Below are 26,437 nucleotides of genomic sequence, written 5' to 3' on the forward strand. Positions count from 1 at the left end.
ATGCGTGTAATCGTCACCGGAGCACAGGGGCAGGTCGGGCGCGAGCTGCTGCTCAGGGCACCGTCCGGGTTCAACGTGATTGGCTATGGTTCGGGTGAGCTGGATATCAGTGACTCGGTTCAGGTCGAGGAGGTCCTGGCGCGGATCAAGCCGCAACTGTTGATCAATGCGGCGGCTTATACCGCTGTAGACAAGGCTGAGAGCGATATCGAGCGGGCTTATGCGGTGAACCGCGATGGCGTTGCGCACCTGGCGCGCGCAGCGCAGGCACAGGGTATTGCCGTGCTGCATATTTCTACCGATTACGTATTCGATGGCAACCACACGCTCCCCTATACACCGGGTGACGTCACCGCACCTTCAGGTGTTTATGGTTCCAGCAAGCTGGCGGGTGAGCAGCAGCTGCAGCAGCATTGTTCGCGCCATGTGATTTTGCGAACGAGTTGGGTGTTCGGCGCGCATGGCAACAACTTTGTTAAAACCATGCTTCGCCTTGGACGTGAACGCGATGAGCTGGCCGTCGTCGCGGACCAGCGTGGTTGCCCGACTTCCGCCGGCAGTATTGCCGACACCCTGTGGGCGCTGGCGACGATTTTTCGCCGCGACGGCATGCTCAAATGGGGCGTGTACCACTACAGCGGTGCGCCTGCTTGCACCTGGTATGACTTTGCCGATGAGATTTTCAACCAGGCGCGGTCCGAGGCGCTGCTTGAAAAGAAACCTCGGTTGAAGGCGATTACCTCCGCCGAGTTCCCGACGCAAGCCAAACGTCCGGGCTGGTCCGTGCTGGATTGCCAGACCCTCGAACAGGATTATGGGGTGTCGACGCGCAGTTGGAAGGTAGAGCTGCAACAGGTATTGCAACAACTGGGAAGTGCATCACTCGTTATCTAAACTGCCCGGTCAGGGCAGTGATACTTGCGCCTGTTAATACTGGGTTTTCACGGGCGAATGTTATTTTCTGTCGCGGTACGCGTGAATATCATTATTTAACAGAACGCCGTTTCGGTAAGGCTGACGAATAATAACAGTGGGGCGGTTGGCTCGGACGCTGGCGGCTGCAACATTGTGCGTAACATCGCTGTTATGGCGCTGAATGTCCGCAAATATCCTTAAACGTGTTCAATGTTCGCAACGAGTTTTGCGGCCTGTGCGTGACACATGGAAAGTGCTGTTGTATGGCATGCAGCACTTATAAATGACATGCTCCAAACGAGACTGGCGCTTAGCCGAGTGTGTTCGGCTGATACGCCTAAGTCTATATACCTGCTGTTCCATCACCGTCTCTTAATATCAACTTGTTGATGTTGAGGAGGAGTCTGCTATGAAGAAACTGTTTACCGCCAGCTTGCTGGTTTTAATGAGCACCACCGTATGGGCGGCTGAAGAGCCCCTAAGCTTGAGCACCCCGGTGGTAGGCGCTGTCACGGTCGGTGAGACCGTGGTGGCGGCGGTGGTGGTCGCCGGCGCCGTGGCGGCGGCATCAAGCTCCGGAGGAAGCTCCAATGGCGGAACCACAGGGACCTCGGGCACCACCGGAACTACGGGTACCCGTTGAACCCCCTGCGAAGTGTGTTGTTCAAGATCACTCAGAACCTTCTGGGTGATCTTGTTTGGACTTGTCCCCGACTAGTGTAGTGCCATTATGACCCGAAGGCTTTTTGCTGTGACGCTGGCAAGTATTACCTTGCACGGCTGTATGTTTTCCCCTGGCCAACATATGGACACCAGTCAATTGACACGTGACGGCTCTCCCGAGAGTAGCCGGGTGGAGCTTATACCCATCACGCCGAAGCTGATTGCCATGGATGCCGCCCTGCATGTTCGCGAGACGGTTGCCCCCGAACTGCTGTCGTATATTCCGGGCGGTTATCGCGTCGGCGCCAATGACTTGTTGTTTATTACGGTGTGGGATCACCCCGAGTTGACGGCGCCTTCCGGCCCGCAACAACAACTGGATGCCAACGGCCGTCTGGTGCGGCCGGATGGCACGCTGTTTTACCCCTATATCGGCAATGTCCCGGCCGCCGGTAAAACCATCGAAGAACTACGGGCGTATATCGCCGAGCGACTGTCACAGTTTGTAGAAAGCCCTCAGGTGGATGTCAGTGTCTTGCGCTTTGCCAGCCAGGTAGTGGTGGTTTCCGGTGCCGTGGCAAAAGCGGGTCAACAGTCGATCACTACCAATGCGCTGAGCGTGGTGGAAGCTATCGGCGCCGCTGGGGTAGACCCGATGAATGCTGACCTTTCGGGGCTGACGCTGACGCGCGATGGTCGCGAGTACACGCTGGACCTGGACACCCTCAACCGCCGGGACTCGCCACTGCATAAGGTCTACCTCAAAGGCGGTGACCAGTTGTACTTGCCTTACAACGACCTCAAACGGATCTACGTGATGGGGGAGGTCAACCAACCCCGGGCGTTGAGCTTCAAGAGCAAGTCGATGAACTTGTCTGATGCGTTGGGCACCGTGGGCGGTTTGAACCAGACCACCTCCAATGGCAACGCGGTGTACGTGATCCGAGGCGCGGGCAATCTGGAAACCGAGCCGGCCCAGGTGTTCCAACTGAATGCCGAGTCGCCGTCCGCCCTGGTATTGGCCACTCGTTTCGACCTGCAACCGCAAGATATCGTGTATGTCGGCCCGGCCGGCGTGACCCGCTGGAACCGCCTGATCAGCCAGCTTCTGCCTACGGCCAGTGTCCTCGGGACCGGGGCCAGCTCGGTCAACAATCTCAGTGAAGCCAACAGCAGATAAGGCTTAGTCAATCCGTGAAAACTTTGCATACCGGTGCCGTTCTGACGACGGCGCTACTGCTGTGTGGGTGCAACCCCTTGATGAAGGCTTCATGGGACACGTTCAAAGCGTCCGCCCAGGGGCCTGCCTCGCTGGAGTTGACTCCGGCCCAGGTAGCGGCCGTGCCGTATCCGCAAATTCTGGTGACGACCGTTACCAGCGAGGGCGTGATGGCCATGGCGCGTCGACGTGGCGACCTGCAGTTCTGGCTCGCATCCGGCAACCAGGTGTTGCTGATGCGCGACGGCCTGGTGGTGCGCACGGTCGGGCTGGGGGTGTCGCTCGATGGCACGCGCTTTGATGGAGAGTCGCCGTTCAAGCGCGGTCTGCAGCATCTGCACGACGGGCATACCAGCACGCGCTGGATCGATATCTACCAAGGCTACCGCGTCGGCCTTAGCGTCAATAGCCGTTTCAGCAGGCACGACATCGAACCTATCCGGATTCTGAACAGGGACTACGCCTTGCTGCGAATCGACGAGCAGGTGGCGATACCCGATCTGGATTTTCGCGCGACCAATCGTTACTGGGTGGACCCCCAGGACGGTTTCATCATGCAAAGCGAGCAGCACCTGACGCCGCAGATTTTTCTGAAAATAGTGCAATTGCGCCCTGATCGGGAGGCTGTCCGGTGAAGTATCCAAGCCTTTTATTGCTCGGCGCGTGCATGTTCGCCACGGGGCTAAGCCAGGCCGACATCACCGTCAGCGGCGATGTCCGAAGCCCCGGCAACCTCGCCATCCAACCCGGCACACGTCTGCGGGACGTGATCCTTGCAACCCAGCCCAACGCCGAAAGTTACTGGTTGGGCGCCGCGTGGCTGCACCGTTCCCTGGAAGGCCCGCAGGCCCGCTTGAAGGCCGGGGTGTTGTTCGATCTGAAATTGCTGCAGCAAGTCGCCTTGCTGGAGGGGCGTGACACTCGCGCTGCATTGAGCGCGCGTTTGTATAAGCAAGTGGAGCGGTTGCCGGTTACCGGGCGCCAGGTTGCGGTGCTTGATCCGATCGCCCTGGAGGTAGGGTTTGCGCTTGATAGCCCGCTCGATGAGGGCGACCGCCTGATCTATCCGGCCCGGCCGTCCACCGTCGAAGTGTTGGGAGCGGTGGAGCAGACCTGTCAGGTGCCCTATGCCGCAGCGCAAGAAGCCTGGGTGTACGCCCGGCGCTGCGCGATTCTCAGCGACGCCCAAAGCGATTATGTGTGGTTGATTCAGCCCGATGGCCACGTGAGGCGCCTGGGCGTGGCGCCATGGAACCATGAGCAAGGTGTTATGCCTGCCCCCGGCAGCCGGATCCTGGTGCCCATCCGAAGTGATGATCTGCAATCGCCGACACCTGAACTCAATGAACAGTTGGCCGAGTTTCTCGCCACTCAACCCTTGGCTGAGGTGGCCCCTTGAAGCTACGTTTTGCTGCTGCATTGCTCTTGCCGTGTGGGCTGGTTCATGGCGAACCGCGCTACACCCAAAATGACTTTGGCGGTGTCGGTCTGTTGCAGACACCCACCGCGCGCATGGCGCCTGTCGGGGAATTAAGCGCTACCGCCAGTCGTACAGACCCCTATTCGCGCTACAGTTTTTCCTTCCAGCCCTTTGATTGGCTGGAGGGTTCGTTCCGCTATACCGCGATCACTAACCGGCAGTACGGCCCGGAGGCGTTGAGCGGCAATCAAAGCTTCAAGGACAAGGCCATCGATGTGAAAGCGCGGCTTTGGGATGAGAGCCACTGGGCTCCGCAAGTCGCAATCGGCGCCCGTGACATCGGCGGGACAGGCTTGTTCTCCAGCGAATATTTCGTCGCCAACAAGCGTTACGGCGACCTTGATTTCAGCCTGGGTCTTGCCTGGGGTTACTTGGGCAACCGGGGCGATTTGAGCAACCCGCTGGCGATAGTGGGCAGCCAATTCAACGACCGGCCGCAAAGCGATGCGGATGTGGCCAGGGCGGGCGAAGTGAACACCAACGCTTACTTCAGGGGCCACCCCTCGTTGTTTGGCGGGATTGCCTATCAGACCCCCTGGGAGCCGCTGAGCCTGAAGCTCGAATACGAAGGCAATGATTACAAGAATGAGCCGCTGGATAACCCGATCAAGCAAGACCTGCCGATCAACGTCGGCGTCGTCTACAAGTTGGCCGACAGCGTCGACCTGAGCGCTGCTTGGGAACGCGGCAATACTGCGATGTTCGGCATTACGTTGCACACCAACTTTGTCAGCCGCAAGGCCCCCGTCAAAACTTATGACCCTCCTGCCGAACCGCTGCCGCCGCAGGTGCCGTCGACCCCGTTGGACCAGGTGAACTGGGCGAATGTGTCCAGCCGGTTGCAGCAAAACGCCGGCTACCAGGTCAAGCGCATTGCCCAGCGTGGTCCGGAGTTGTTGGTGTATGGCGAACAGTCCCGTTACTTCAACCCGGCCAAGGCGGTAGGGCGGGCTAGCCGAATTCTCGACAACAGCGTTAACCAGGACGTCGAATGGTTCACCCTGGTCGATCAGCGTTACGACATGTCGATAGAAGAGACCAGTGTGCCGCGTGGCACCTTCCGCGCGGTGCTCAAGAATGATCGGCCGCTGCAGGATCTGCACCGCGCAACTGAAGTCAATCCGGCGCTCGCCCATCGGGAGACCACCCTCTATACCCAGGCCCTGGACCCGTTCACTTATGGCGTTGGCCTGGGCTACAAACAGAACATCGGCGGCCCTGACGGGCTGCTCTATCAGTTCACCGCCGATGCCGACGCGCAGTACCGTTTTACCCGCGATATCTGGTGGAGCGGCATGCTCAGCGCGAACCTGTACAACAACTATGACAAGTTCACCTACGATGCGCCGAGCGGGCTGCCGCGCGTGCGCACCGACCTGCGTAAGTACCTGACCACCTCCGACGTAACGATGCCGACGTTCCAGCTCAACCATGCCGTGCAGTTGGATCAGAACCTGTATGGCATGGTCTACGGCGGTTACCTGGAATCCATGTTCGCCGGGGTCGGCGGCGAAGTGCTTTATCGGCCCGTGGGGCAAGGCTGGTCAGTGGGCGCCGACGTGAACGTGGTGCGCCAGCGTGATTTCAACCAGGGGTTCGGGCTGCGTGACTATCAAACGCTGACCGGCCATGTCACCAGCTACACCGAGCTGCCGGGTGATGTGCAGGCGGCAGTCAGTGTCGGGCGTTATCTGGCGCGTGATTGGGGCTCCACCGTGGATCTGTCGCGCGAGTTCAAGAACGGCGTGAGGTTTGGCGCATGGGTCACACTCACGACCGCCTCGAAGGCGGACTACGGCGAGGGCAGTTTCGACAAAGGGATCTATATTTCCATCCCGTTCGACGAATTCATGAGTACCTCGACGATGCGTCGCGCCAATATAGTCTGGTCACCGCTGACCCGCGATGGCGGGGCACGCCTCAACCGTGCCTACTCATTGCACACGATGACAGAGGGGCGTGACAGCGGGCGGTTCTACAACAACTTCGAGAAGATCACCGAGTAGACAGGCTGAAGCGAGCAAGCCTGCCGCGCGGATAACGCGGATAAAAAAAGGTGGGAGGGAGCACGCTCCCTCCCACCTTTGGCCGTTATCAGTAGATGTCTTTTGAAAGCAGCGTAAACGGCGTCTTCACCAGGATCTTGATATCCAGCCATAGCGACCAGTTGTTGATGTAGTGCAGGTCGATGTCGACGCGCCGCTGCATCTTCTCCAGGGTCTCGGTTTCGCCCCGGCAGCCATTGACCTGGGCCAGGCCGGTGATGCCGGGCTTGATCCGATGGCGGGCCATGTAGGCAAGAATTTTCCCCGAGTAGTAGTCGTTGTGCGCAATAGCGTGGGGCCGTGGGCCGACCAGCGCCATATGCCCCTGCAGCACGTTGAACAACTGCGGCAGCTCATCAATGGAGGTGCGGCGGATAAACCGGCCTACCGGGGTGATCCGCGAGTCATTGCGGCTGGCCTGGCGCACTTCATGGTCGTCATGCACGCGCATCGAGCGAAACTTCCACACCTTGATCACCTCCCCATTCCAGCCATGACGTTCCTGCTTGAAAATCACAGGGCCTGGCGAGGTGAGCTTGATCAGCAGGGCGAACAGCAACAGCACCGGGCTCAGCACGATGATCGCCAGCAAGGCGATGCTCTTGTCCAGCAGCGACTTGCTCAGGGCGGCGGTGGGGCGGCTGGTCAACGGGCTTTCATTGAGGAAAATCGCCGGCAGCCCATCCACTTCGGCCACGCAATGGTTGAGTAGCAGCATGTTATTGAGGTCGGGTACCCAGATCACATCCACGCTGATGTCGAGCAGGTTGAGGTACAACGCTTCGATGTGCGTGGCTTCCTGCAGCGAGTGGGTGATATAGAGCCGACGAATGCCGTGTTGCCGGATCAATTGCGGCAAGTGCGGCAGCTCGCCGAGTATCTGCGGTTGCGCGCCTTCGACCGCTTCGGCGCGGCTGCCGACCAACCCCACCAATGGCGAGCGTTTCTGGCGCGAGAGTGTTCGGGCCAAGTCCACGGCGAGTTTGCCGGTACCCACGATTAATGACCTTTGCCGTTCATGGAGTTGGCGATGGTAATAGCGGGACAGGCTGTGCAGGGGGATATAACACAGTGCCAATAATGGATAACTCAACGCTGCCCATAGTAATAACGTTTCCAACGGGAACAGTGCGCCGGCGTCACACACCACCCCCACGGCAAACAATATGCCCACCGTTAACAGCCAGCCCATGAACAGCCGTCCCAAGCCCACGGCATAATCATCTTTCTTACTGTAGACATCGCACAGGCTATACGCCGGAAGAGAGGCCAGTATGGTAAAAGCGGCGAGCACTCGATAGGTATGCTCAAGTTGGCCCGTTTTTAAAAATACCAACATAAACAACACGGCAACGACCAAACTTGACGCCAGCGTCCATTGGCCCCAGAACGTTAGACCCTTGGGGGTCAGGTTGCGATGCATTCTAGTATTGTTCAGCATAGTTCTGCTCCCGGTGGCGACCACGCACGTAGTGGCAGGCTTTAATCAAGTCGCGGTATAAGCCGCACTAAACGACAGGCACGCGCAAGCGCGTACCCATGGATAGTAATGAACGGCCGGGGGCATTGGCTGACGACTTATAACAAGGTGTCGGCGATGTTGTTAGGGTGATGTTATAAAAGGGCAGGTATAAAAGGCTGGTAATAGGCAGGGTGTGTGATAAGGCCTGGAGCTTATTATTATATTAACGACGCGCGGGGGTCAGCTCTAACGGCTTCTTGATTTTCTGCGTGAGGCAATAACCACGGTTTCTGACGGCACGGAACAAGCGTTCGCCCTCATTGGCGCGCTTGAACTTTTCCTGCAAACGACTGAGGCACATTTCCAGGCCACGGTAGTGGTCAGGCTCGCGGCCTATATTACGGATCAACTCTTCCTTACTGACCACGCGTTCTTCGTGGTGCAGCATTTTTTGTATTAACGCCGACTCAATACTGGTCAGTGAAATACGCAGATCACCTTTGACCAGTATTCGATCATGTTGGGTCAGCAGCCAGACGTCCTGGGCAGACGGGTGGGGTGTTTCGAGTTGGTTATCCGTAGGGCGAGTGTGGTTATGCGGCGGGCTATCAGCGATCTTGGGCGAAGGCATTCTTGATTCCTGGCGCGCACTGTTAAACGGCTGCGAAAAGGTGAGCACGTGAGTGGCCAGTGCGTTCAAGTCGTAGTGGAACAGCTCTGCATTGGGCGTGAAGTCATGCAGGGCAATAGCGGGAGGCGCCGGGGTGAAGGCGTGTTTTTTAAGGGAGCTCATAGTGTCCACCGATATCAGGGAAGAGGCAGGGTTTTATAAACGGTCGGCAGGTGAGTAATAGCCGCCCTGAAAGTATTCGAATGGCAAGTTTTTAGCCAACATTGCGCTATCGGAAAACTCGATATTTTCGGCAATGAAGCGCACTCGGGCGGCATTGATCAATTCCAGCATGCGCTCGTAGAGCCGATCGAACAGACCGGAGCGCGTATTCAGGCTCAGGCGCAGGGCTGAGTCCGGGAAGGGCATCTTGATGTAGTCGTAGAGTTTCAGGTCGATTAACAGGTCGCCGGGTTTTGTATCAAGTGTGTAGTGGTTGTAGGCCAACTTGATACCGCTCTGGTCTTTGAGTTTATACAGCTGGCGCACCATGGCCCTGCGCTCTACGGGACCTGGCAGCGCGTCGAGCGGGTTATCAATGCTGAGCGTTAAGGTGTGGCCTTGTTTTTCCAGTGCGTGCGCCACCTGAACGATGTTTTGAATGAGGGTATCGTTCATTAACGCAGCCTGATCGACTTTGACAAACCTGTGAGCGATCACCTGAAGTGTTTTACGGCGCGGTAAAGTGCGACGCAGCGCTTCGCCGTAGGCCCAGTCAAGTTGCTCGCGATCACCGCTGCCCACCACGCTGATTTCACTGCCCCACAGGGCTTGACTGCGTTCGACGATGGCCTGCCGGGTCATCGTGAGTTCCATAACGTCGGCGGCGGATAGTTGTTCACTATTCACGGTTCGAACTCTCCTCGATGGCGTGGCAATGGTTGGCGTGAATAAACCCTCGGCTGAGTTTGTAGCCATAGCCACGAATGTTCTGAATGATGTTATCGCCGTAGTGCGCCTTGATCTTACTGCGCAGGCGACTGATAGACTTTTCCAGCGCCCGGGAGTCGTAATACTTGGTATTAAGGCCCATGACTTCGGCAATTTCATTGTGACTCAGGAGTCTGTTCTGGATCAGCGCTTCGAGTACTTTCATTTCAACGAAGGATATTTCCAGCTTTTTGCCGGCGCCATACAGGCACATACGATCTTGGTCGAGCATCAAACCGCAGCAATTCAGGCGCGCGCTTTCGCTTAGGAACGCATCAAACAGGCTTAGTTTTTTGTCGGGGGAGGTTTCTACCACCTTGACGCAATAATCAGCACCGGCCAGGTAGTATTTTGTCTTGCTCAGGGTGGAGGCAAACGTCACAACAACGAATATTGTGCAGGCCGGGTTGTCGCTCCGGGTCTTTCTTATAATGTCCAGCGTTTGATTTATCGCAGAGGGCGTATCAATTTCTATAATAACGGCACGGTAGTGTGCGTGATTTTCATGAGCCTCGATTAGTTGCCCGTAGCAACGTGTATCGACTTTTAAATCATTCGGTACAGTGCGAACTATCAGCGCCCGAAAGTCCTCCGATTTCGATTGAGTCCGTGCAATAGCAAGCACATTGGAAAAATGCATAACCTACTCCCTTTTCTGGCATGCAAGGCCACCAGTTCAATCGCTGCTAGCATTTAGATACTAATCGAATTGAATACGGTAAAACGTGACAAATTTTAACATTCGTCACGTTATTTTTGAGGGCGCGGCGGGGGAGTTGGGGGATGTTGCGAGGTTCTTTAGCTGAACTTAGACATAGGCTAGTGCAAATTCGTAAGGCTCGGTAAGTATTTTAGCCCCAACGATTTTTTTGGCATTGGGGCAAGGTTTAAAGCCTTGCCTCATCGCGGTGCAGGAATGGGAAGGGCGTGATGATCGACGCGAGGGTGGTGGCGCTCTCAGGTCTGCTCCTCTTTGCGTAAGTGCGCACTCATGTCCTCGCAACTTTGCGCCCAGTCCTTGAGCCACTGCGGCATCGGCGGTGACGTCGGGTCCAAGCCCAGTTCCCGTACAAACTCAGCAGGGGGCAGGGTGCCCTTGGCCGAGCGGAACAGCCCGCGCATCACGACGACGCCGACGACGCGGCCGCGACTGACAAAACGGTGTTCCATCAGGCTCCACTTGGCATCCCAGCCGAGCATGCGGGTGTGTACTTCGAACGCTTCGAACAGCTTCAATTCCCGACGGAACTTGCCCCAGGTGTCGCCGACGATGGGCAGTGCCTTGTGGCGTAGCGCAACGCGAAAGGCCCCGGTACGCAAGACGAAATCCATCCGTGCGACATCGGCCAGGGAAAAATAGCGGCCATTGGTGACATGCCGGTTGATGTCCAGGTCCAGGGGCCAGACCCGCATGCGCACCACGGTGGTGGCCAGGCCATGGGCGGGTGTGCGCCATGGGCGACGGCACAGCATAGAAAGCAGACGAAACCAGAGGTTCATAAGGGGAGCGCCAAATGGATGATGAATGGCAGCACTGTAAGGACCGGGAATCCGCTAAGGTAGGTGCGCAAATGACTTATTTCATGCGAAAAGCGCAATCGGGTTCCTTTCATGCACATCACGTTGCTTCTGGCTGATCAATGTTCTGCCGCCAGCGCCACCCTGGCGGTGGAAATGCTCAGCGCGGCCAACCAGTTTGCCGAGCGCCCGCCGTTCGAAATCGTGCTCGCCTCCCTGGACGGCCAAGCAGTGGTGACCTGGGGCGGGCAGCGCCTGCAAGTGGACTGCGCAGTCACGCAGATCGCGCAGACCGACCTGGTGCTCATCCCCGGCTTTCTTTTTACGCTCAAAGACGCATTGCCGGCGTTTCCCGCCTACGGCCCCTGGCTGCGCGAGCAACATGGGCGCGGCGCGGTGCTGGCGTCGATGTGCACCGCCGCCTTCCTGCTGGCCGAAACCGGGGTGTTGCAAGGCCTGCGCGCCACCACCCACTGGGCGTTTGCCGACCTGTTTCGCCGACGTTATGCGCAGGTTCACCTGGACGACGCGCAGATACTCTGCGAGGAAAACCGCGTGATCACCTGCGGGGGCGCCAGCGCGGCGATGGATTTGATGCTGCACCTGATTCGCCGCTTTGGCTCAGCCGAACTGGCCCATACCTGTGGCAAATACCTGTTGGTCGACGGCGTGCGCAGCGAGCAGTCGGTGTATGCCATGTGGTCATTGCCCAGGCATCACGGCGACGGCGAGATACTGCGGGTGCAGTACTGGCTGGAGCAGCACTTTGCCCAGTCACTGGTGATCGACGACGTAGCCCGGCGTTTTGGTTTTGGCGTGCGCAACTTCAAGCGCCGTTTCAAGGAGGCGACCGACTGCACGCCAATCGGTTATCTGCAAACCCTGCGCCTGGAACGGGCCAAACACCTGCTTGAGTCCACCCGCATGACGTTGGAGAGCATCACGTATGCGGTGGGCTATGAAGACAGCAACTCGTTCCGCCGCCTGTTCCAGCAGCGGGTGGGGCTGCTGCCGGCGGCGTATCGCAAGCGCTTCCTCGCCACGTCCAGTTGAGTCAGCGGCGTAACTGCGCCTGGCTCTCAAGGCAGTCGACTAGAAACTCCATCACCACCTTGACCAATGGCGAGCGGCGCATGTCGGGGTACACCGTCAGCCAGATATCGCGCAAAGGGCCTTCGGTGGCGGTGGGGAGCCGCACCAGCAGCGGGTCGTGATCGCCCACCAGGGTCGGCAGCACCACCGCGCCCATGGCCGACCGCGCCGCCATTTGCTGGGTGCTCAAGTCACTGGCGGCGAATGCAATTTCTCGATGGCCGCGCACCTGATGCATCCAGGCCTGCTGGGGCAAGTGATCGCGGCTGCTGTCGTAGGCAATGAAGGCCCACTGTTCGGCGGGCAGGTGCAGGAACGTTGCCGGGCCATACAGCCCAAAGCGCACGACGCCGACTTTGCGGCGCACCAGCGCTTCATCGTCGGGGCGTACGGTGCGCAGGGCAATGTCGGCCTCGCCTTTGTCCAGCGCCGCCAGTTGAGTGGAGGGCAGCAGCACCAGGTTCACCTGCGGGAACCGGGCGCGCAGGCGTGCCACTTGGGGCGCCACGCAATAGTTGGCGATGGACGGCGGGCAACTGATGCGCACCGTGCCCGCCATTTCAATGCAGGCCACGCGCGACAGGCGCATCACCTGCGTGGCCATATCACCCATGCCCGCCGCCAATTCGGCCAGTGCCAGGCCTTGGGCGGTCAGCGGGCGGCTGCGCGGCAGACGGTCCACCAGCTTTACGCCGAGGGCTTTTTCCAGGGCATCTACGCGCCGGCTCACCGTGGCGTGTTCCACCTGCAGCTCGCGGGCGGCGGCCGACAGGGATTGGGTACGGGCCAGTACGGTGAAGTAATACAGATCCTGCCAATCGAACATCGGGTTATTTCCGCACGGAGGGTGTGAAGTATTGGGGAATTTTCCTACTGAGCCCATGCTTTTACCATGGCCGCTTCCCAGTGCAAACGGAGTTGTTCCCTCGATGAAAGCCATCACGCTGCAAACCTACGGCGGCCCTGAAGTGGTCCACGTGCGCCATGACGTTCCCACGCCTCAGGTCACGGCGGGTCACGTGTTGATCAAAGTCGCCTGCGCCGGCATCAACTTCATGGATGTGCATACCCGCCAGGGCAAGTACGCCCATTCGGCCACCTACCCGGTACGCTTGCCCTGTACCTTGGGCATGGAAGGCGCAGGCGTGGTGGTGGAGGTGGGGGCGGGGGTCAGCCATTTGGCCGTCGGCGATCGCGTGGCCTGGTGCATCGCGTGGGGCGCTTACGCTGAATATGCCTCGGTGCCCGCCGACAAGGTTGCGCAGATTCCCAATGCCATCGCCTTCGATCAAGCCGCTGCGGCGATGTTCCAGGGCTGCACCGCGCATTACTTGATTGAAGATGTGGCGCGGTTGCAGGCGGGTAGCACCTGCCTGGTCCACGCTGCGTCCGGCAGCATCGGCCAACTGTTGGTACAGATGGCCAGGCACATCGGCGCCACGGTATTGGCCACCGGCAGTTCAGCGCAAAAATGTGCGATTGCCCGTGAGCGTGGCGCTCATCAGGCCTGGGTGTACGACGACGGCCGGTTTGCCGACCGCGTGCTGGAGGCTACCGCCGGGCAGGGGGTGGACGTGGTGTTTGATTCGCTCGGCAAAAGCACCTTGCGTGACAGCTTTCGTGCCTGTCGCCAGCGCGGCTTGATCGTCAACTATGGCAATGTCTCGGGCTCGCTGACCGACCTTGACCCGATTGAATTGGGGGAGGCCGGCTCATTGTTCCTCACCCGGCCGCGCCTGGCGGATCATATGGCTGACGGCCCGACGGTGCAGCGACGTGCCAATGCAGTCTTTGCCGCGATGCTGGAAGGGGCATTGGTGGTGGATACGCAGGAGCACTACACCCTGGACGCCGTGCAACAGGTGCATGCGCGCATCGAAGCGCGACAACAGATCGGCAAGGCGGTGGTGCGGCTGGACCGCGACCTGCATTAAATCCGAGACGAAAAAAAACCGGCTGATCAGGCCGGTTTGGGGTGCCCCGCGAACAGGGCGGGTTATGCGTGGTTGTCCAACAGACGATCCGCACCGCCTTCAGCCAGGCCACGTTCCTGCAAGCGATCCGCGCCGCCTTCAGCCAGGCCACGTTCCTGCAGGCGATCCGCGCCACCTTCAGCCAGACCACGTTCCTGCAAGCGATCCGCGCCACCTTCAGCCAGACCACGTTCCTGCAAGCGATCCGCGCCGCCTTCAGCCAGGCCACGTTCCTGCAGACGATCCGCACCGCCTTCAGCTATACGGTTGCCTTGCAGGCGATCAGCCCCGCCTTCGGCAACACGACTTTCGATCAGGCGATCCGCGCCACCTTCTGCAACGACAGGGTGGGCAAATGCGTTGGCAGCGAGTACCGAGAAAGCAAGGCTAAGCAAGATTTGGCGTTTCATGAGGGTGTGCTCCAAGTGTTTTAAGTAGGTGTTGCCGGGTACGGGTTTGATGTTACGCGTTGCATTTTTTAAGAGAACTTCATTGCGCTGATGGTGACTATCGACGTCAGCGATGGCCCATTTCGCGGGGCCATCGCGGCGCACTTCATGGCATCTGCGGCAGTTCTTGAGGGCGCAGGTCGAACACCAGCACCTCGGCATCGTCGCCGTGGCTGAGGCGGACCTGTTGTTCATCGCGAATGCGCGCACCGTCGCCTTCCTGCAAGCGTTGGCCGTTGACTTCCACGCTGCCCCGGGCCACATGCAGGTACACATGGCGATTGGGCGGCAGGTCGAGCGTGGCGGCCTCGTCACCGTTGAACAGCCCGGCATACACCCGAGCGTCCTGGCGCACGCTCAAGGAACCGTCGGCACCGTCCGGCGAGATGATCAATTGCAGGCGCCCGCGTTTTTGCGCCTCGCTGAAGTGCTCCTGTTGATAGCGCGGCTCGGCGCCGGCCACGGCGGGCACGATCCAGATTTGCAGGAAGTGCACGCCACGGCTTTGGCTGTGGTTGAACTCGCTGTGGGCCACGCCGCTGCCGGCACTCATCAGTTGCACGTCACCTGGGCGGATCACCGAGCCGGTGCCCAGGGTGTCCTTGTGTTCCAGCGCGCCTTCCAGCACGTAGGAGAAAATCTCCATGTCGCGGTGCGGGTGCTGGCCGAAGCCTTTGCCGGCGGCGACGCGGTCATCGTTGATCACCAGCAGGTCGGAAAAGCCCTGTTCGGCAGGGTTCCAGTAGTTGGCGAACGAGAAGGTGTGGAACGACTTCAACCAACCGTGATTGGCGGCGCCGCGTTCGGAAGCTTTGCGAAGGGTCAGCATGGTGGTGTCCTCAAGTGAGCGTGGGCTGCGAAATGCAGGGCGCTTGCGTTGAGAAGAAGGTTACTGGTTATCGGGGTATTCATTAAGAAGTTGGAATTTGAATAACTGTCTCCTTGAAGTTGACAGTGCTGGACGTGTCATACTGCCCGCCGCCTTCTTCCTTCCGATGGACTTCCCGCTATGAAAACCGTGGCCATGGCGCTGTTTCCGGACTTCCTGCTGCTCGACATGGCCGGGCCGCTCGAAGTGTTTTCCATTGCCAACCGCTACCTGCCGGCTGCGGCGCATTACCAGATCCTCATCATCGGCACCGAGCCCGACCCACTGCGCGCATCCAATGGCGTACTGGTGCAGGCCGACCTGCTGCTGGAACAGGCCGACGGCGCCTATGACCTGCTGCTGGTGCCTGGCGGCCCGGGGGCCTATAACGAGTGCCACCCCGATCTGCTGCCCTGGCTCAAAGCGGCCGCCCCGCGCGCGCGGCGCTTCGGTTCGATCTGTACCGGGGCGTTTGTGCTGGGGCATGCCGGGTTGCTTGACGATCACCGCGTCACCACCCATTGGCACTACACCGAGCGGCTGATCAAGGCGTTCCCCAAGGCCAACGTCGAGACCGATCGCATCTACTTGCAGGACGGGCGCTTGATCACCTCGGGCGGGGTCACTGCCGGTATCGATCTGGCGTTGTCCGTCGTGGCCCAGGACCACGGCAAGCAAGTCGCGGTGGACGTGGCCAAGGTGCTGCTGGTGGTGATGAAGCGCCAGGGCGGCCAGGCCCAGTTCAGCCCGATGACTGCGGCGGTGGCGCCCCAGGAAACCCCGATCACCCGCGTACAGACCCATGTGCTGGCCCATCTGGAACAGTCGTTCACCATCGAGTCCATGGCTGAACTTGCCGGCATGAGCGCACGCCATTTCGCCCGGTTGTTCGCCCGCGAGGTGCGGATGACGCCCATGGCCTTTTTGCAAGGCGCGCGTATCGACCGCGCGCGGCAATTGCTGGAAAGCACCGACCTGCCGCTCAAGACAGTGGCCTTCCATGCCGGCTTCGGCAGCGTGCGGTATATGCGTGCCCTGTTCAGTGAAAAGCTCGGCCTGAACCCCACTCAATACCGACAACAGTTCAGTTAGCGACAGGATGTCCGTCTCGCGCACTCGATTGTCCGTGTCGCTCCCCGTGCCAGCATTGCCCTGTCTTTGGTAACTGGCAAGATAACGGCGAGCCCACGGAAAAGGATGCGCGGACGCCCAAGACCGGGTGTTTCAGCGCGATTGCAGCCATGAACAACCCCCAGGCAACTGACGCTGAAGGCACGCTGCGTTTCGGGGCGTATGCCTTTCACCGCCAACAACGGCTGGTCAGCAAGGCGGGCTGGCCGGTGCCCTTGGGGGGACGGGCGTTGGATATCCTGGCGGTGCTGCTCGAAGCACCGGGACAATTTGTCGGCAAGGCCACCCTGATCGAACGGGTTTGGCCGTGCAGCGTGGTGGAGGAAGGCAATCTGCGCGTGCACATTGCCGCCTTGCGCCGTGCCCTTGGCGGGCAACGCTTCATCATCAACGACCCCCAGCGAGGGTATTGCTTCGCCGCATCCGTACACGGGCAGGTGCCGGTCGTGATACCGCCACACAATCTGACCGCGCGCCTCAGCCCGGTGCTCGGCCGCGACGAGCTGCTGGGCGTGCTGGTACGGCGTCTGTCCGGGCAACGGCTGATGACGCTTACCGGTTGCGCCGGCGTGGGCAAGAGCAGCCTGGCCCAGGCGCTGGCCGAGCGCGTATTGCCGCGTTATCGCGACGGTGTGTGGTGGGTCGATCTGGCCACCGTACATGCGCCGATTGCGATGTTGCGGCACGTTGCAAGCGCGCTGCAGTTGGCGCCATGCACCGACGCCACCGAACTGTGCCGCCAATTGGCCCCGCGCCAACTGTTGTTGATACTCGACGGTGCCGACCTGCTGCTCGCGGCCTGCCGGCATCTGCTGCGCGTGCTGCGCGAAAACGCCCCCCAGGTCACGGTGTTGATCAGTAGCCGCGAAATCTTGCATGCGCCTGGCGAATGGGTGCAACGCGTACCGCGTTTGGCAGTACCGGCACCGTCGGCGTTGGGCAGCGTCGAGCACGCGCTGGCGTGCCCGTCCGTGCAACTTTTCGTGGCGCGGGCGCGTGCCGGGCAGCAGGGCTTTGTGTTGCGGCCCCAGGAGCTGGCGCCGTTGCGCGATATCTGTCGACGGCTGGATGGCATCCCCTTGGCCCTTGAGCTGGCGGCCGCCCAAGTTCACGCCTTGGGCGTGCATGGTTTGCAGGCACAACTGCGCCGAGGCCTGCAAGTGTTGACGCGGGGGCGGCGCACGGCGGTGGAGCGTCATCAATCGTTCACGGCGGCGCTGGATTGGAGCTACGAGCGCCTGAGCCTGCCGCAGCGCTGGCTGTTCCTGCAACTGGGCTTGTTCAAGATGGCGGTGACGTTGCCCACCTTGAGCCAACTGGTGGCGGGCACCGAGCTTGAGCATGCCGACTTGGCGCATGTGCTCGGGCGGCTGGTCGACATGTCGTTGCTGGCGGTGGAGCCTGGCCTTGGCCCCGAACGTTATCGCTTGCTGCATTGCATGCGCAGCTACGCCCTGGCGCAACTGCGTGACCCCCGGCAAGTGGCGCGGCTGCAGCAGGGCGACGGGCATTACCTGGGGCCGTTTTCAGGCCGGCCGTTTGTCCTGCAGCTCATCGAGCAGGCCGCGTACGCGGACTAGATCGCGCGTGGCAAAACCCTCGGTGTATCGCGCATACACCGCACTCAGCAGATCGCGCGCCGCCTGCACGCGACCCTGGGTTTGCCATAGCCTTGCCAATGAGTCCGCGCAGCGCAGCTCCCAGGCCAGCGCACCTTGCTGGCGTGCCAGGTCCAGCGCTTCGAGCAGCAGTGCCTGCGCGCCGCTGGGGTCGTCCGCCAGAGCGTGTTCGGCATACACCCGCAGGACTTCCGGGGCGCACCAGCCGGCGTCACCCTGGCGAGCGCGTTCGACCCCGGCCATGTCAACTTCATGCACGCCCAACGTGATCAGGATGTCCTGGACAATCCCCATGCCCTGCAAATCGCGGTGGCCGAGGATGCCTGCGTAATGCCCCGCCCACGTCTGGAACAACTGCACCGAATGTTTGTGGGCATGTTCGAGCAGCAGCGCTTGCAAGGTGTGGGCAGTGTTGGCGTCGTCGTTGTAGCGCGCGATCACCACGCCGGCCAGGGCCAGGGTGTAGCAGATGGACGTGCCGTGATTGATTTGCAGCGCCAGTTCCAGCGCCTGGTTGGCGGTGCGCGAAGCCTGTTCGGGAAAGCCTTGCAGCCACAGGATCCGCGCCAGCACTGTCAGCGAAGCCACGCTCTGGTCGTATTGCACGCCGATGCTGTGGCCAAACCGGTTGAGGTGGCCGCTCTGGGCCATGCGCTGGATCACCTGCTCGGCGTTCTGCCGGGCCAGCGTCTGATTGCCGGTGAAGTGCTGGGCCAGTACGCGCAGGCGCTGGGCGCTCAGGTCCAGCAGCGGATCGGTGCGCGGGTCGAGGTGATCGAATTGCAGGCTCTGTTCCAGCGCCTGGCGATAGAGGCCGGCACACAGGTTCACCGCCATGTGCCCGGAGACTGCGCGCAATTGTCCGGAAAGATCCTGGCGCTCATCGGCCAGGCGCCGGGCGTCGACAAACGCCGCGATGGTCTGCGCCGCGCCACCCACGGCGTGATAAGACAGGCTGCCCAGCGCCAACTGCAGTTGCATGTTCAAGCGCGGGCACGGCGCGATCACCGTGCCTAGCAGTGCCAGCGCCTTGCCCACATACAACCCGTGCTCCCTGAGCAATGACAGTTCTTGCCACAAAGGCATTGCGCTGACGGTCAGGCGGATCGCCAACAGGTGCTCGCCACCTTCGGCGAGGCCCCAGTCGAGCGCGGCGCGCACGTCTTCGCGTAACGGGGCATAGCGGTCGATCCAGGCTTGGGTGGCGGTCTGGTGCCAATCCTCCTGGGCTTGCTCCATCAACGCCAGGCAGCGCGCCGCGTGGCGCTCGCGGGTGGCGTCCAGCTCATCGGCAACGCTGAGTTTTTCCAGGGCGTAGGTGCGGGTGATGTCCAGCAGGCGGTACACCATGTCGTCATCGGCGGCCTCCACATTAAGCAAGGACTTGGCCACCAGTTGGGTGATCGAGCCGAGTACCTCGGCGGGCGCGATCTGCTCGCCGGCGATCACCGCCGCGGCGCTGGCCAGGCTGAACCCGCCGCGAAACACCGCCAGGCGGCGCAGGCAGACCTGCTCGCAGCCGGTGAGCAGGTCGAAGCTCCAATCCAGCGTGGCGCGCAAGGTCTGGTGGCGGGGCAGGGCGCTGCGTCGGCCCCGCGTCAGCAGGCGGAAATTGTCTTCCATCTGCACCAGCAGCCCGGGCAGGCCGAAACGTTCGATCTGCGCCGCCACCAGTTCGATCGCCAGGGGTATGCCGTCCAGGCGCTGGCAGATGTCAATCGCCAGGGGCAGTTCGGCTTCGCCGAGGGCGAAACTGTCCTGATGGGACATCGCCCGTTCGATCAGCAATTGCAGGGCCGGGTAACCCAGGGCCTGGGCGCGGTTGCCGGTGGTGGGCGGGCAGGCCAGCGGTTCCAGGCGCTGCACGTATTCGCCTTCGGCCCGCAATGCTTCGCGGCTGGTGGTCAGGATATGCACGCTGGGCGCATGCCGCAGCAGGGTTTCGCAGATCAGCGCAATGTCGTCCAGCAGGTGCTCGCAGTTGTCGATCACCAGCAGCAACTGGCGCTCGTGCAGGCTGCGGGCAAAGGTCACCAGCGGTGCGTGTTCGGTGTGGGTCAGGTCGAGCAGGCTGGCGAGGTTGGGCAGGATCATCGACGGCGTGCTCAGCGGCGCCAGGTCCAACAGGCGAATACCATCGCGGTAATTGCCGATCAGCAATTCCGCCACGCGCAATGCGACGGTGGTCTTGCCGATGCCGCCGGCGCCGGTCAGGGTAATGAAGCGTTGCGCGGGCAACTGCTGCACCAGGCTGTCGATCAGGGCCTGGCGGCCGATCATGCGGGTGCGCCGCAACGGCAAGTTATGGCTCGGGCGTTGCGGCACACCTTCGGTGGGTAGCGTCATCGGTTCGATGCTCAGTGGTGCAACAAAACTGTAGCCGCGCTGGGCCACCGTGACGATATAGCGCTGCCCGGCCTGGCCATCGCCCAATGCCTTGCGCAGCGCCGCCATGTGCACGCGCAGGTTGCCGTCTTCCACCACGCTTCTGGGCCAGACTCGGGCGATCAGGTCCTGCTTGCTCACCACATTGCCGGCCTGTTCCAGCAGGACCAGCAGAATATCCACCGCCCGCCGCCCCAGGCGCAACGGGCGCCCGGCCTCCAGCACCAGGCGCTGGCGCGGATGCACGCGGTAGGGGCCGAAATGCACGGCTTGGTCGCTGAGGTCACTCATGGGTGGCCATGCTCCGGGGACAGTAGGCGGCCAGCATATGCCAGGCGCATGCAGACCACTAGGCGGCGATCACTTGGGGCTTGTTGCGTAATTGGTGATTTCGCCAGGTCATCGGGTTGACGCCTTCGCTGCGGGTGAACATGTGGCAAAAGTGCGCCTGGTCGCAGAATCCGCACTCCAGGCTGATTTGCGTCAGGCTCAGTTCGGAACCGGTAATCAGCTCCTTGGCCCGCTGGATACGCTGCTGGCGAATCCACTCTTGGGGCGACAGCCCGGTGGTGCACTTGAACGCGCGGGAAAAATGGCTGCGCGACAGCGCGCAGGCTTGGGCCAAGTCGGCAATGGCCAGGCTTTCGCCGAGGTTGGCCAGGATCAATTGCTTGGCAATGCGTTCGCGTCGGGGGCACAGCCCGCCGGTGGTGGGCAAACGGGGGGCACAGTACTCAAGTCGGGCCATGACAGATATCCGCAGTCGATGGGAGCGTTCCCGGTGAATGGATCCAGTGTAGAGCGTGCTTATCTTGTTGCCCGACCGTCCGGCTGACGAGTTAATCGTTGTTAATTTCGCCAGGTGCGGTGCAGGAAAAGACAGCACAGGCGTGCAATCGCCGCCGCGTCATGCGTGCTTATCTGGCGGCTTGATAACCGTTTGGATACCGCCATGAACCGCAACGACCTGCGCCGCGTCGACATGAACCTGTTGGTGATTTTCGAAGCCTTGATGTTCGAGAAGAACCTGACCCGGGTCGCCGAAAAGCTGTTCATGGGCCAACCGGCGGTGAGTGCGGCGCTGGGGCGCCTGCGCGATCTGTTCGACGACCCGTTGCTGTTGCGCAACGGGCGGGGCATGGAGCCCACGCCGCGTGCCGTGGCGATACTCAAGGAGTTGCAGCCGGCGATGGACACCATTTCAGGCGCGGTCAGCCGCGCCAAGGATTTCGACCCTTCTACCAGCTGTGCGGTATTTCGCATCGGCCTGTCCGATGACGCCGAATTCGGTCTGTTCCCGCCGTTGCTCAGCCAACTGCGCGAAGAAGCACCGGGGATCGTCGTGGTGGTGCGCCGCGCCAACTACCTGCTGATGTCGGCGTTGCTGGCCAGCGGCGAGATCTCGGTGGGGGTGAGCTACACCACTGAGCTGCCGGCGAATGCCAAGCGCAAGAAGCTGCGGGACATCCCGTGCAAGGTCCTGCGTGGCGATGACGGCGTCGAACCGCTGAGCCTGGACGATTACTGCGCGAGGCCCCACGCGATGGTGTCGTTCTCGGGCGATTTGAGCGGCAATATCGACCTCGACCTGGCGCGCATCGGCCGTGCGCGGCGCGTGGTGCTGGCCGTGCCGCAGTTCAGCGGGTTGCGGGCGCTGCTGGCCGGCACGCAGATCATCGCGACGGTGCCGGATTACGCGGCGTGTGCCTTGACCGAGGGCACGGCGTTGCGTGCCGAGGACCCGCCGTTTGCAATTGATGCGGCAGAGTTGTCGATGGTGTGGAGCGGGGTGCATGACAACGACCCGGCGGAGCGCTGGTTACGGGCGCGGATTTCCGAGCATATGGCCGGCGCAGTCAGTCGTCTGTGACCGCAAGGGCCTTATCGGGAGCAAGCCCCCTCCCACACTTTGATGTGTGAATACAGGCAAATGTGGGAGGGGGCTTGCTCCCGATAGGGCCAGTTCAAACACCGCATAACCCCAGTGAAATTTGCAAAAAGCCTCACCCCACCTGCCGCAAATGCTCCATCGCCCAAACCGCCGCTTCCACCCGCGAGCGCAACCCCAGCTTGTGCAGCAGGTTCTTCACATGCACCTTCACGGTGCCCTCGGTAATGCCCAGCTTATGCCCGATCACCTTATTGCTGTACCCACTGGCGATCGTGCGTAACACCTGGCGCTCGCGCTCCGTCAATTCCACCGCCGCATGGGGTTGCGGCGAACGCAGGGCCTGCGCCAGTACGCGGGTCAGCCCTGGGCTGATCACCAGGGCGCCGTGCAGCGCATCACGGATGAACTCCACCACCAACTCGGGCTCCATGTCCTTGAGCAGGTAACCGTTGGCATCCAGGCGCAGCGCATCACGGATGTCGTCCTCGGCATCGGAGACGGTAAAGAGCAGCACCTTGCCGCCATAGTGCATGGCGCGCAGGCGGCGCAGGGTTTCCAGGCCGTTCATGTGCGGCATGTTGTTGTCCAGCAGTACCAGGTCCGGTTGCAGGGCGTCGATCCGGTCCAGGGCTTCCTGGCCGTTGCCGGCTTCGCCGACGACCTGAAGGTCGTCTTCCAGTTCGAGGATCTGGCGCATGCCGTGGCGCATCATCGGGTGATCATCGACCAGCAGGATACGGTGGCGCGGGGCGGTGTTCATGGGGCGGTGCCTTGTAAGGAGTGGCCGAGAAATTCCGGCTGGAAACGCAATTGCACGCGAGTGCCCTGGGGCGCTCGTGGGTTGATCTCGAGGTCGCCGTGCAGGCTGCGCGCGCGTTCGTCCATGATGGTCAAGCCGTGGTGTTCGCGGCGGTCGACGTCGCCGCAGAAGCCGCGACCATCGTCTTCGATGCAAAGGCTCACGGTTTCGCCGACCTGGCGCAGTTGCAGCCAGGCGTTCTGCGCATGGGCATGGCGCAGGCAGTTGGACAAGGCCTCGCGGGTGATCTGCAACACATGGATCTGTTCGCTGGCCGACAGCTGGAAGGCCAGCGCCTCCACGTGCAAGTGCACCTGGAATTCGCCGCGTCGGGAGAACTCTTCGGCGGTGTCCGACAGCTCGTGTACCAGCCCGGCGTCGTGAATCTGCAGACGGAACGTGGTGAGCAATTCGCGCAGTTGGCGATAGGCATTGTTCAGGCCATCGCGCAGTTCGCCGGTGACGGTGGCCAGGGTCTCCACCGGTTCGCCACGGCGGATCAGGGTTTGCATGCGGCTCACTTGCAGCTTCATGTACGACAGCGCCTGGGCCAGGGAGTCATGCAGCTCGCGAGCAATGATGGTGCGTTCGTCGAGCAGCAGCAGGCGGTGATCCTGCTCGCGTTGGCGCTTGAGCGACAGCGAGGTGCCGATCAGGTTGGCCAGGGCCTGGATCAACTGTTGTTCCCAATCCTGGGGCGCGTGGCCGTCGAGGAAGTGCGCCTTGAGCTCGCCCAGTTCGGCGCCCTGGTTGCTGATGCTGAACACCTGCGGCGGCGCAACGTGGTGACGCTCGCACGTCGCGCAATCGCCAATCGCGCAGATATTGCGGCTGTGCTCGCCGTGCAGGGCGAGCATCTGCTGCGCCGGTGCCAGGAAGTGGCCTTGCAGGCACAGCGACAGGCGCAGGCCCGGCAGGCGTGTCTGGAAGCGCCGGATCAGTTCATCCAGGCCTTCGGCGTTGGCCAGGCGCGTGGCCAGGCTGCTGCTGCTCTGGTAGAGCAATTCGAGGGCGGCGTTGGCTTGTTGCAGGTTGAGGGTCTTGAGTTGCACCTGGCTTTCCAGGGTGCGGTGGGACGCCTCGATGGTCTCGGCCATGGCATTGAAGCTCAGTGCCAACTGCCCCAGCTCATCTTCGGAGCGGTGGTTGACCCGGGTCTTGAGGTCGCCGTCACGGAAGCGCCGGGTGGCGTGCACCAGTTCTTCCAGGGGGTTGACTACGCCGTACTGCAATTCGTACAGGCCCAGCAGCAGGATGATCAAGGTGCTGAACAGCGCCAGGCCCTGGATGCCTTGCTGCCAGCTTTGCTTTTGTTCGCTGTGTTGCTGCAACAGGCTGACGAACCGGTTGAGCTGTTCGACGAAGGCCGGTGCATTGGCCTGGAACAGCTCACGGTTACCGCTTGCCAAGGCAGGGCGCAGATCGTCGTGCCAGCGTTGCTGGATCTGCTGGTAGCTCTGCAACAGGGCATTGCGCGGGCCGTCTTCAAGCACCGCCTTGAGGGACTGGCTGTCCAGGCGCCCTTGCAGGCTCTGGGTGATGGTCTCGATTTCTCCGGGCGGTGCGCCGGCGGCGAGTTTCCAACTGAGGTGGTAGGTTTCCATGCGCACCGAACCTGCGGTGTTGATCGCGGCCGCGTCGCCCTGGCTGAACCACGCGATCAGGCCGGCGCTCAGGGAACTGGCCAGGGCGAGGACGGCGATCAGAATAACGGCCAGGCCGGCGCGGGCCGGCAGGGAGCTGCGCAGCCAGTCAAGCATGGCGGCGTAATCGAAGGGGGCAGGCGAGCAGCATGGTTGTACCGGGCATGGGAAAAAGGGCTGAACACGGCCTTCCCTGGCGTCCTACCTCTAAAGAGTTGCCGGCGCACCCTCCCACGGATAAAAGCCGGCACAAGAGACCAATCCATTGATAAATAAAGGCTTTCTCTTGTTGTTGCGGCTACCTCCTTGGAGGTAGACGGGGCCAGCATAGCCCCATACCCCCAGGGTCGACGTTGATCTGGGTCAAGTTCCACGGGGGTGTCGCCCCTAACCTGCGCTCATGGAATCACTTTCTGGAGCGCATACCGTGACTCAACCCCGTATGAGACAGGGCCTGGTGCTGGGCATGAGCACCCTGGCGTTCACCGTCTGCTTTATGGTGTGGATGATGTTCGCCGTGCTGGGCGTGCCGATCAAAGAACTCTTGCAACTGAACGAAACCCAGTTCGGCCTGCTGGCCGCCACGCCGGTGCTGACCGGCTCACTGGTGCGCCTGCCCCTGGGCCTGCTCACCGACCGCTTCGGCGGGCGCATCGTGTTCTTTTTGCTGATGCTCGCCTGCGTGCTGCCGCTGTACCTGATCACCTACGCCACCGCTTATTGGCAGTTCCTGGTGCTGGGGTTGTTTGTCGGCCTGGCCGGCGGCTCGTTCTCGGTGGGCATCGCCTATGTTGCCAAGTGGTTCGACAAGGGCAACCAGGGCTTTGCCATGGGCGTGTTCGGCGCCGGCAATGCCGGGGCGGCAGTGACCAAGTTTCTGGCCCCGGCGCTGATCGCCCTGGGCACCTGGCATCTGGTGCCCAAGGTGTTCGGCGCCATCCTGTTTATCACCGCGCTGCTGTTCTGGTTCCTCACCAGCGAAGACAAAACCCACCGCAGCGCCGGCGGGGCCACCCTGCGCCAGCAGTTGCTGTGCCTCAAGGACCCGGCGGTGTGGCGCTACTGCCAGTACTACTCGATTGTGTTCGGCGGCTATGTGGCCCTGGCGCTGTGGATGACCAAGTACTACGTGCAGGAATACGGCTTCAGCCTGCAAAGCGCCGCGCTGCTGGCCGCCTGTTTCTCCCTGCCCGGCGGCGTATTGCGCGCGGTAGGCGGCTGGATGTCCGACCGTTGGGGCGCCCAGAGCGTGACCTGGTGGGTGCTGTGGGTGAGCTGGATCTGCCTGTTCCTGCTCAGCTACCCGCAGACCCAACTGCAGGTCATGACGGTCAACGGCCCCCTCGATTTTCATATCGGCCTCAACGCCACGCTGTTCACCGTGCTGCTGTTTGTGATGGGCATCGCCTTCGCGTTCGGCAAGGCCTCGGTGTTCAAGTACATCGCCAATGACTACCCGCAAAACATGGGCGCGGTGTCCGGCATCGTCGGCCTGGCCGGTGGCCTGGGCGGCTTTGTGCTGCCGATCCTGTTCGGCGCCCTGGTGGACCTCACCGGCGTGCGCTCTTCCTGCTTCATGTTGATGTACGGCGTGGTCTGGGTGTCCCTGGCCTGGATGTACTTCAGCGAAGTTCGCAAGCAACCGCTTATGGGCAAGACCGCCCAACCTCTCCAAGGAGAATGAA

The 26,437-nt window shown here is 61.3% G+C and carries 24 protein-coding genes; 12 read left to right on the forward strand and 12 right to left on the reverse strand.

Features of this window, described 5'->3' with window-relative positions; all coding sequences use genetic code 11:
• From rfbD to AB4O23_RS15895, 6 genes are all read left to right on the forward strand, one after another.
• A complete protein-coding gene (gene rfbD, locus AB4O23_RS15870; RefSeq protein ID WP_026067226.1) occupies positions 1–894 on the forward strand; it encodes a dTDP-4-dehydrorhamnose reductase in 894 nt (297 codons plus the stop codon).
• Between the two features lie 430 nt (positions 895–1,324).
• A complete protein-coding gene (locus AB4O23_RS15875) occupies positions 1,325–1,558 on the forward strand; it encodes a hypothetical protein (RefSeq protein ID WP_042944548.1) in 234 nt (77 codons plus the stop codon).
• A gap of 87 nt (positions 1,559–1,645) precedes the next feature.
• Positions 1,646–2,758: a polysaccharide biosynthesis/export family protein gene (locus tag AB4O23_RS15880; RefSeq protein WP_017527342.1), complete on the forward strand. Its 1,113-nt coding sequence runs from the start codon at positions 1,646–1,648 to the stop codon at positions 2,756–2,758.
• A gap of 14 nt (positions 2,759–2,772) precedes the next feature.
• Positions 2,773–3,432 (forward strand): YjbF family lipoprotein, encoded by a 660-nt coding sequence (locus AB4O23_RS15885; protein ID WP_017527343.1) that lies wholly within the window; start codon positions 2,773–2,775, stop codon positions 3,430–3,432.
• A gap of 32 nt (positions 3,433–3,464) precedes the next feature.
• Positions 3,465–4,196, forward strand: a complete 732-nt coding sequence (locus AB4O23_RS15890) for a capsule biosynthesis GfcC family protein (protein WP_263290948.1) — start codon at positions 3,465–3,467, stop codon at positions 4,194–4,196.
• Positions 4,193–6,283 carry a YjbH domain-containing protein gene (locus AB4O23_RS15895; RefSeq protein ID WP_135196922.1) on the forward strand — a complete coding sequence of 697 codons (2,091 nt, stop codon included), beginning with the start codon at positions 4,193–4,195 and terminating at the stop codon, positions 6,281–6,283. The genes AB4O23_RS15890 and AB4O23_RS15895 overlap by 4 nt, the downstream gene beginning before the upstream one ends.
• 88 nt (positions 6,284–6,371) lie before the next feature.
• On the opposite strand, the gene AB4O23_RS15900 is transcribed toward AB4O23_RS15895, so the two are convergent.
• The 5 genes from AB4O23_RS15900 to AB4O23_RS15920 form a co-directional block, all read right to left on the reverse strand.
• Positions 6,372–7,763 (reverse strand): undecaprenyl-phosphate glucose phosphotransferase, encoded by a 1,392-nt coding sequence (locus AB4O23_RS15900; RefSeq protein WP_065878784.1) that lies wholly within the window; start codon positions 7,761–7,763, stop codon positions 6,372–6,374.
• A gap of 244 nt (positions 7,764–8,007) precedes the next feature.
• The gene (locus tag AB4O23_RS15905) at positions 8,008–8,577 is read right to left on the reverse strand and encodes a winged helix-turn-helix domain-containing protein (RefSeq protein ID WP_065878786.1); all 570 of its coding nucleotides are present in this window, start codon (positions 8,575–8,577) and stop codon (positions 8,008–8,010) included.
• Positions 8,578–8,610: 33 nt separating this feature from the next.
• Positions 8,611–9,303, reverse strand: a complete 693-nt coding sequence (locus tag AB4O23_RS15910; protein WP_223271476.1) for a YuxH family protein — start codon at positions 9,301–9,303, stop codon at positions 8,611–8,613.
• Positions 9,296–10,024 (reverse strand): winged helix-turn-helix domain-containing protein, encoded by a 729-nt coding sequence (locus AB4O23_RS15915; protein ID WP_026067229.1) that lies wholly within the window; start codon positions 10,022–10,024, stop codon positions 9,296–9,298. The genes AB4O23_RS15910 and AB4O23_RS15915 overlap by 8 nt, the downstream gene beginning before the upstream one ends.
• A 317-nt stretch (positions 10,025–10,341) precedes the next feature.
• Entirely contained in the window at positions 10,342–10,884 is a 543-nt protein-coding gene (locus AB4O23_RS15920) for a thioesterase family protein (RefSeq protein ID WP_017527350.1), read from the reverse strand.
• Between the two features lie 111 nt (positions 10,885–10,995).
• Here AB4O23_RS15920 and AB4O23_RS15925 point away from each other — a divergent pair, with 111 nt between their 5' ends.
• On the forward strand, positions 10,996–11,955 hold the full coding sequence (locus AB4O23_RS15925; RefSeq protein ID WP_017527351.1) for a GlxA family transcriptional regulator: 960 nt from the start codon (positions 10,996–10,998) through the stop codon (positions 11,953–11,955).
• A gap of 1 nt (position 11,956) precedes the next feature.
• Here AB4O23_RS15925 and AB4O23_RS15930 read toward each other — a convergent pair whose 3' ends face one another.
• Positions 11,957–12,820: a LysR family transcriptional regulator gene (locus AB4O23_RS15930; RefSeq protein ID WP_460116767.1), complete on the reverse strand. Its 864-nt coding sequence runs from the start codon at positions 12,818–12,820 to the stop codon at positions 11,957–11,959.
• A 103-nt stretch (positions 12,821–12,923) separates the two neighbouring features.
• Between AB4O23_RS15930 and AB4O23_RS15935 the strand changes: the two genes are divergently transcribed.
• On the forward strand, positions 12,924–13,928 hold the full coding sequence (locus tag AB4O23_RS15935; RefSeq protein WP_135196920.1) for a quinone oxidoreductase family protein: 1,005 nt from the start codon (positions 12,924–12,926) through the stop codon (positions 13,926–13,928).
• Between the two features lie 62 nt (positions 13,929–13,990).
• On the opposite strand, the gene AB4O23_RS15940 is transcribed toward AB4O23_RS15935, so the two are convergent.
• Together AB4O23_RS15940 and AB4O23_RS15945 are read right to left on the reverse strand one after the other, a co-directional pair.
• Positions 13,991–14,377 (reverse strand): hypothetical protein, encoded by a 387-nt coding sequence (locus AB4O23_RS15940; RefSeq protein ID WP_017527354.1) that lies wholly within the window; start codon positions 14,375–14,377, stop codon positions 13,991–13,993.
• A 145-nt stretch (positions 14,378–14,522) separates the two neighbouring features.
• Positions 14,523–15,245 carry a pirin family protein gene (locus tag AB4O23_RS15945; protein WP_017527355.1) on the reverse strand — a complete coding sequence of 241 codons (723 nt, stop codon included), beginning with the start codon at positions 15,243–15,245 and terminating at the stop codon, positions 14,523–14,525.
• A 180-nt stretch (positions 15,246–15,425) separates the two neighbouring features.
• Here AB4O23_RS15945 and AB4O23_RS15950 point away from each other — a divergent pair, with 180 nt between their 5' ends.
• Positions 15,426–16,376 carry a GlxA family transcriptional regulator gene (locus AB4O23_RS15950; protein WP_460089183.1) on the forward strand — a complete coding sequence of 317 codons (951 nt, stop codon included), beginning with the start codon at positions 15,426–15,428 and terminating at the stop codon, positions 16,374–16,376.
• Positions 16,377–16,525: 149 nt separating this feature from the next.
• Positions 16,526–17,995, forward strand: coding sequence for a winged helix-turn-helix domain-containing protein (locus tag AB4O23_RS15955; RefSeq protein ID WP_017527357.1), 1,470 nt, complete (start codon positions 16,526–16,528; stop codon positions 17,993–17,995).
• Here AB4O23_RS15955 and AB4O23_RS15960 read toward each other — a convergent pair.
• Complete coding sequence (locus AB4O23_RS15960; protein WP_460059964.1) at positions 17,942–20,710, reverse strand: ATP-binding protein; 2,769 nt, start codon at positions 20,708–20,710, stop codon at positions 17,942–17,944. The two genes, AB4O23_RS15955 and AB4O23_RS15960, sit on opposite strands and share 54 nt — an antisense overlap.
• Before the next feature lie 58 nt (positions 20,711–20,768).
• Entirely contained in the window at positions 20,769–21,167 is a 399-nt protein-coding gene (locus AB4O23_RS15965) for a helix-turn-helix domain-containing protein (RefSeq protein ID WP_065878795.1), read from the reverse strand.
• A gap of 204 nt (positions 21,168–21,371) precedes the next feature.
• Between AB4O23_RS15965 and AB4O23_RS15970 the strand changes: the two genes are divergently transcribed.
• Positions 21,372–22,289: a LysR family transcriptional regulator gene (locus AB4O23_RS15970; protein WP_116077946.1), complete on the forward strand. Its 918-nt coding sequence runs from the start codon at positions 21,372–21,374 to the stop codon at positions 22,287–22,289.
• A gap of 133 nt (positions 22,290–22,422) precedes the next feature.
• On the opposite strand, the gene narL is transcribed toward AB4O23_RS15970, so the two are convergent.
• Both narL and AB4O23_RS15980 read right to left on the reverse strand, forming a co-directional pair.
• The gene (narL, locus tag AB4O23_RS15975) at positions 22,423–23,070 is read right to left on the reverse strand and encodes a two-component system response regulator NarL (protein ID WP_017527361.1); all 648 of its coding nucleotides are present in this window, start codon (positions 23,068–23,070) and stop codon (positions 22,423–22,425) included.
• Positions 23,067–24,869 (reverse strand): HAMP domain-containing protein, encoded by a 1,803-nt coding sequence (locus tag AB4O23_RS15980; RefSeq protein ID WP_460059966.1) that lies wholly within the window; start codon positions 24,867–24,869, stop codon positions 23,067–23,069. The genes narL and AB4O23_RS15980 overlap by 4 nt, the downstream gene beginning before the upstream one ends.
• A 325-nt stretch (positions 24,870–25,194) precedes the next feature.
• Between AB4O23_RS15980 and AB4O23_RS15985 the strand changes: the two genes are divergently transcribed.
• Positions 25,195–26,436 carry an MFS transporter gene (locus AB4O23_RS15985; protein WP_017527363.1) on the forward strand — a complete coding sequence of 414 codons (1,242 nt, stop codon included), beginning with the start codon at positions 25,195–25,197 and terminating at the stop codon, positions 26,434–26,436.
• Position 26,437: the final 1 nt, after the last annotated feature.

Source organism: Pseudomonas sp. H2_A10, assembly GCF_054680085.1.

Bases quoted from the DNA above. Each gene is read 5' to 3' on its own strand.
- rfbD (WP_026067226.1), top strand. From the start codon at position 1: ATGCGTGTAATCGTCACCGGAGCACAGGGGCAGGTCGGGCGCGAGCTG.
- AB4O23_RS15875 (WP_042944548.1), top strand. From the start codon at position 1,325: ATGAAGAAACTGTTTACCGCCAGCTTGCTGGTTTTAATGAGCACCACC.
- AB4O23_RS15880 (WP_017527342.1), top strand. From the start codon at position 1,646: ATGACCCGAAGGCTTTTTGCTGTGACGCTGGCAAGTATTACCTTGCAC.
- AB4O23_RS15890 (WP_263290948.1), top strand. From the start codon at position 3,465: ATGTTCGCCACGGGGCTAAGCCAGGCCGACATCACCGTCAGCGGCGAT.
- AB4O23_RS15900 (WP_065878784.1), bottom strand. From the start codon at position 7,763: ATGCTGAACAATACTAGAATGCATCGCAACCTGACCCCCAAGGGTCTA.
- AB4O23_RS15905 (WP_065878786.1), bottom strand. From the start codon at position 8,577: ATGAGCTCCCTTAAAAAACACGCCTTCACCCCGGCGCCTCCCGCTATT.
- AB4O23_RS15915 (WP_026067229.1), bottom strand. From the start codon at position 10,024: ATGCATTTTTCCAATGTGCTTGCTATTGCACGGACTCAATCGAAATCG.
- AB4O23_RS15920 (WP_017527350.1), bottom strand. From the start codon at position 10,884: ATGAACCTCTGGTTTCGTCTGCTTTCTATGCTGTGCCGTCGCCCATGG.
- AB4O23_RS15925 (WP_017527351.1), top strand. From the start codon at position 10,996: ATGCACATCACGTTGCTTCTGGCTGATCAATGTTCTGCCGCCAGCGCC.
- AB4O23_RS15930 (WP_460116767.1), bottom strand. From the start codon at position 12,820: ATGTTCGATTGGCAGGATCTGTATTACTTCACCGTACTGGCCCGTACC.
- AB4O23_RS15935 (WP_135196920.1), top strand. From the start codon at position 12,924: ATGAAAGCCATCACGCTGCAAACCTACGGCGGCCCTGAAGTGGTCCAC.
- AB4O23_RS15940 (WP_017527354.1), bottom strand. From the start codon at position 14,377: ATGAAACGCCAAATCTTGCTTAGCCTTGCTTTCTCGGTACTCGCTGCC.
- AB4O23_RS15945 (WP_017527355.1), bottom strand. From the start codon at position 15,245: ATGCTGACCCTTCGCAAAGCTTCCGAACGCGGCGCCGCCAATCACGGT.
- AB4O23_RS15950 (WP_460089183.1), top strand. From the start codon at position 15,426: ATGAAAACCGTGGCCATGGCGCTGTTTCCGGACTTCCTGCTGCTCGAC.
- AB4O23_RS15955 (WP_017527357.1), top strand. From the start codon at position 16,526: ATGAACAACCCCCAGGCAACTGACGCTGAAGGCACGCTGCGTTTCGGG.
- AB4O23_RS15960 (WP_460059964.1), bottom strand. From the start codon at position 20,710: ATGAGTGACCTCAGCGACCAAGCCGTGCATTTCGGCCCCTACCGCGTG.
- AB4O23_RS15965 (WP_065878795.1), bottom strand. From the start codon at position 21,167: ATGGCCCGACTTGAGTACTGTGCCCCCCGTTTGCCCACCACCGGCGGG.
- AB4O23_RS15970 (WP_116077946.1), top strand. From the start codon at position 21,372: ATGAACCGCAACGACCTGCGCCGCGTCGACATGAACCTGTTGGTGATT.
- narL (WP_017527361.1), bottom strand. From the start codon at position 23,070: ATGAACACCGCCCCGCGCCACCGTATCCTGCTGGTCGATGATCACCCG.
- AB4O23_RS15980 (WP_460059966.1), bottom strand. From the start codon at position 24,869: ATGCTTGACTGGCTGCGCAGCTCCCTGCCGGCCCGCGCCGGCCTGGCC.
- AB4O23_RS15985 (WP_017527363.1), top strand. From the start codon at position 25,195: ATGAGACAGGGCCTGGTGCTGGGCATGAGCACCCTGGCGTTCACCGTC.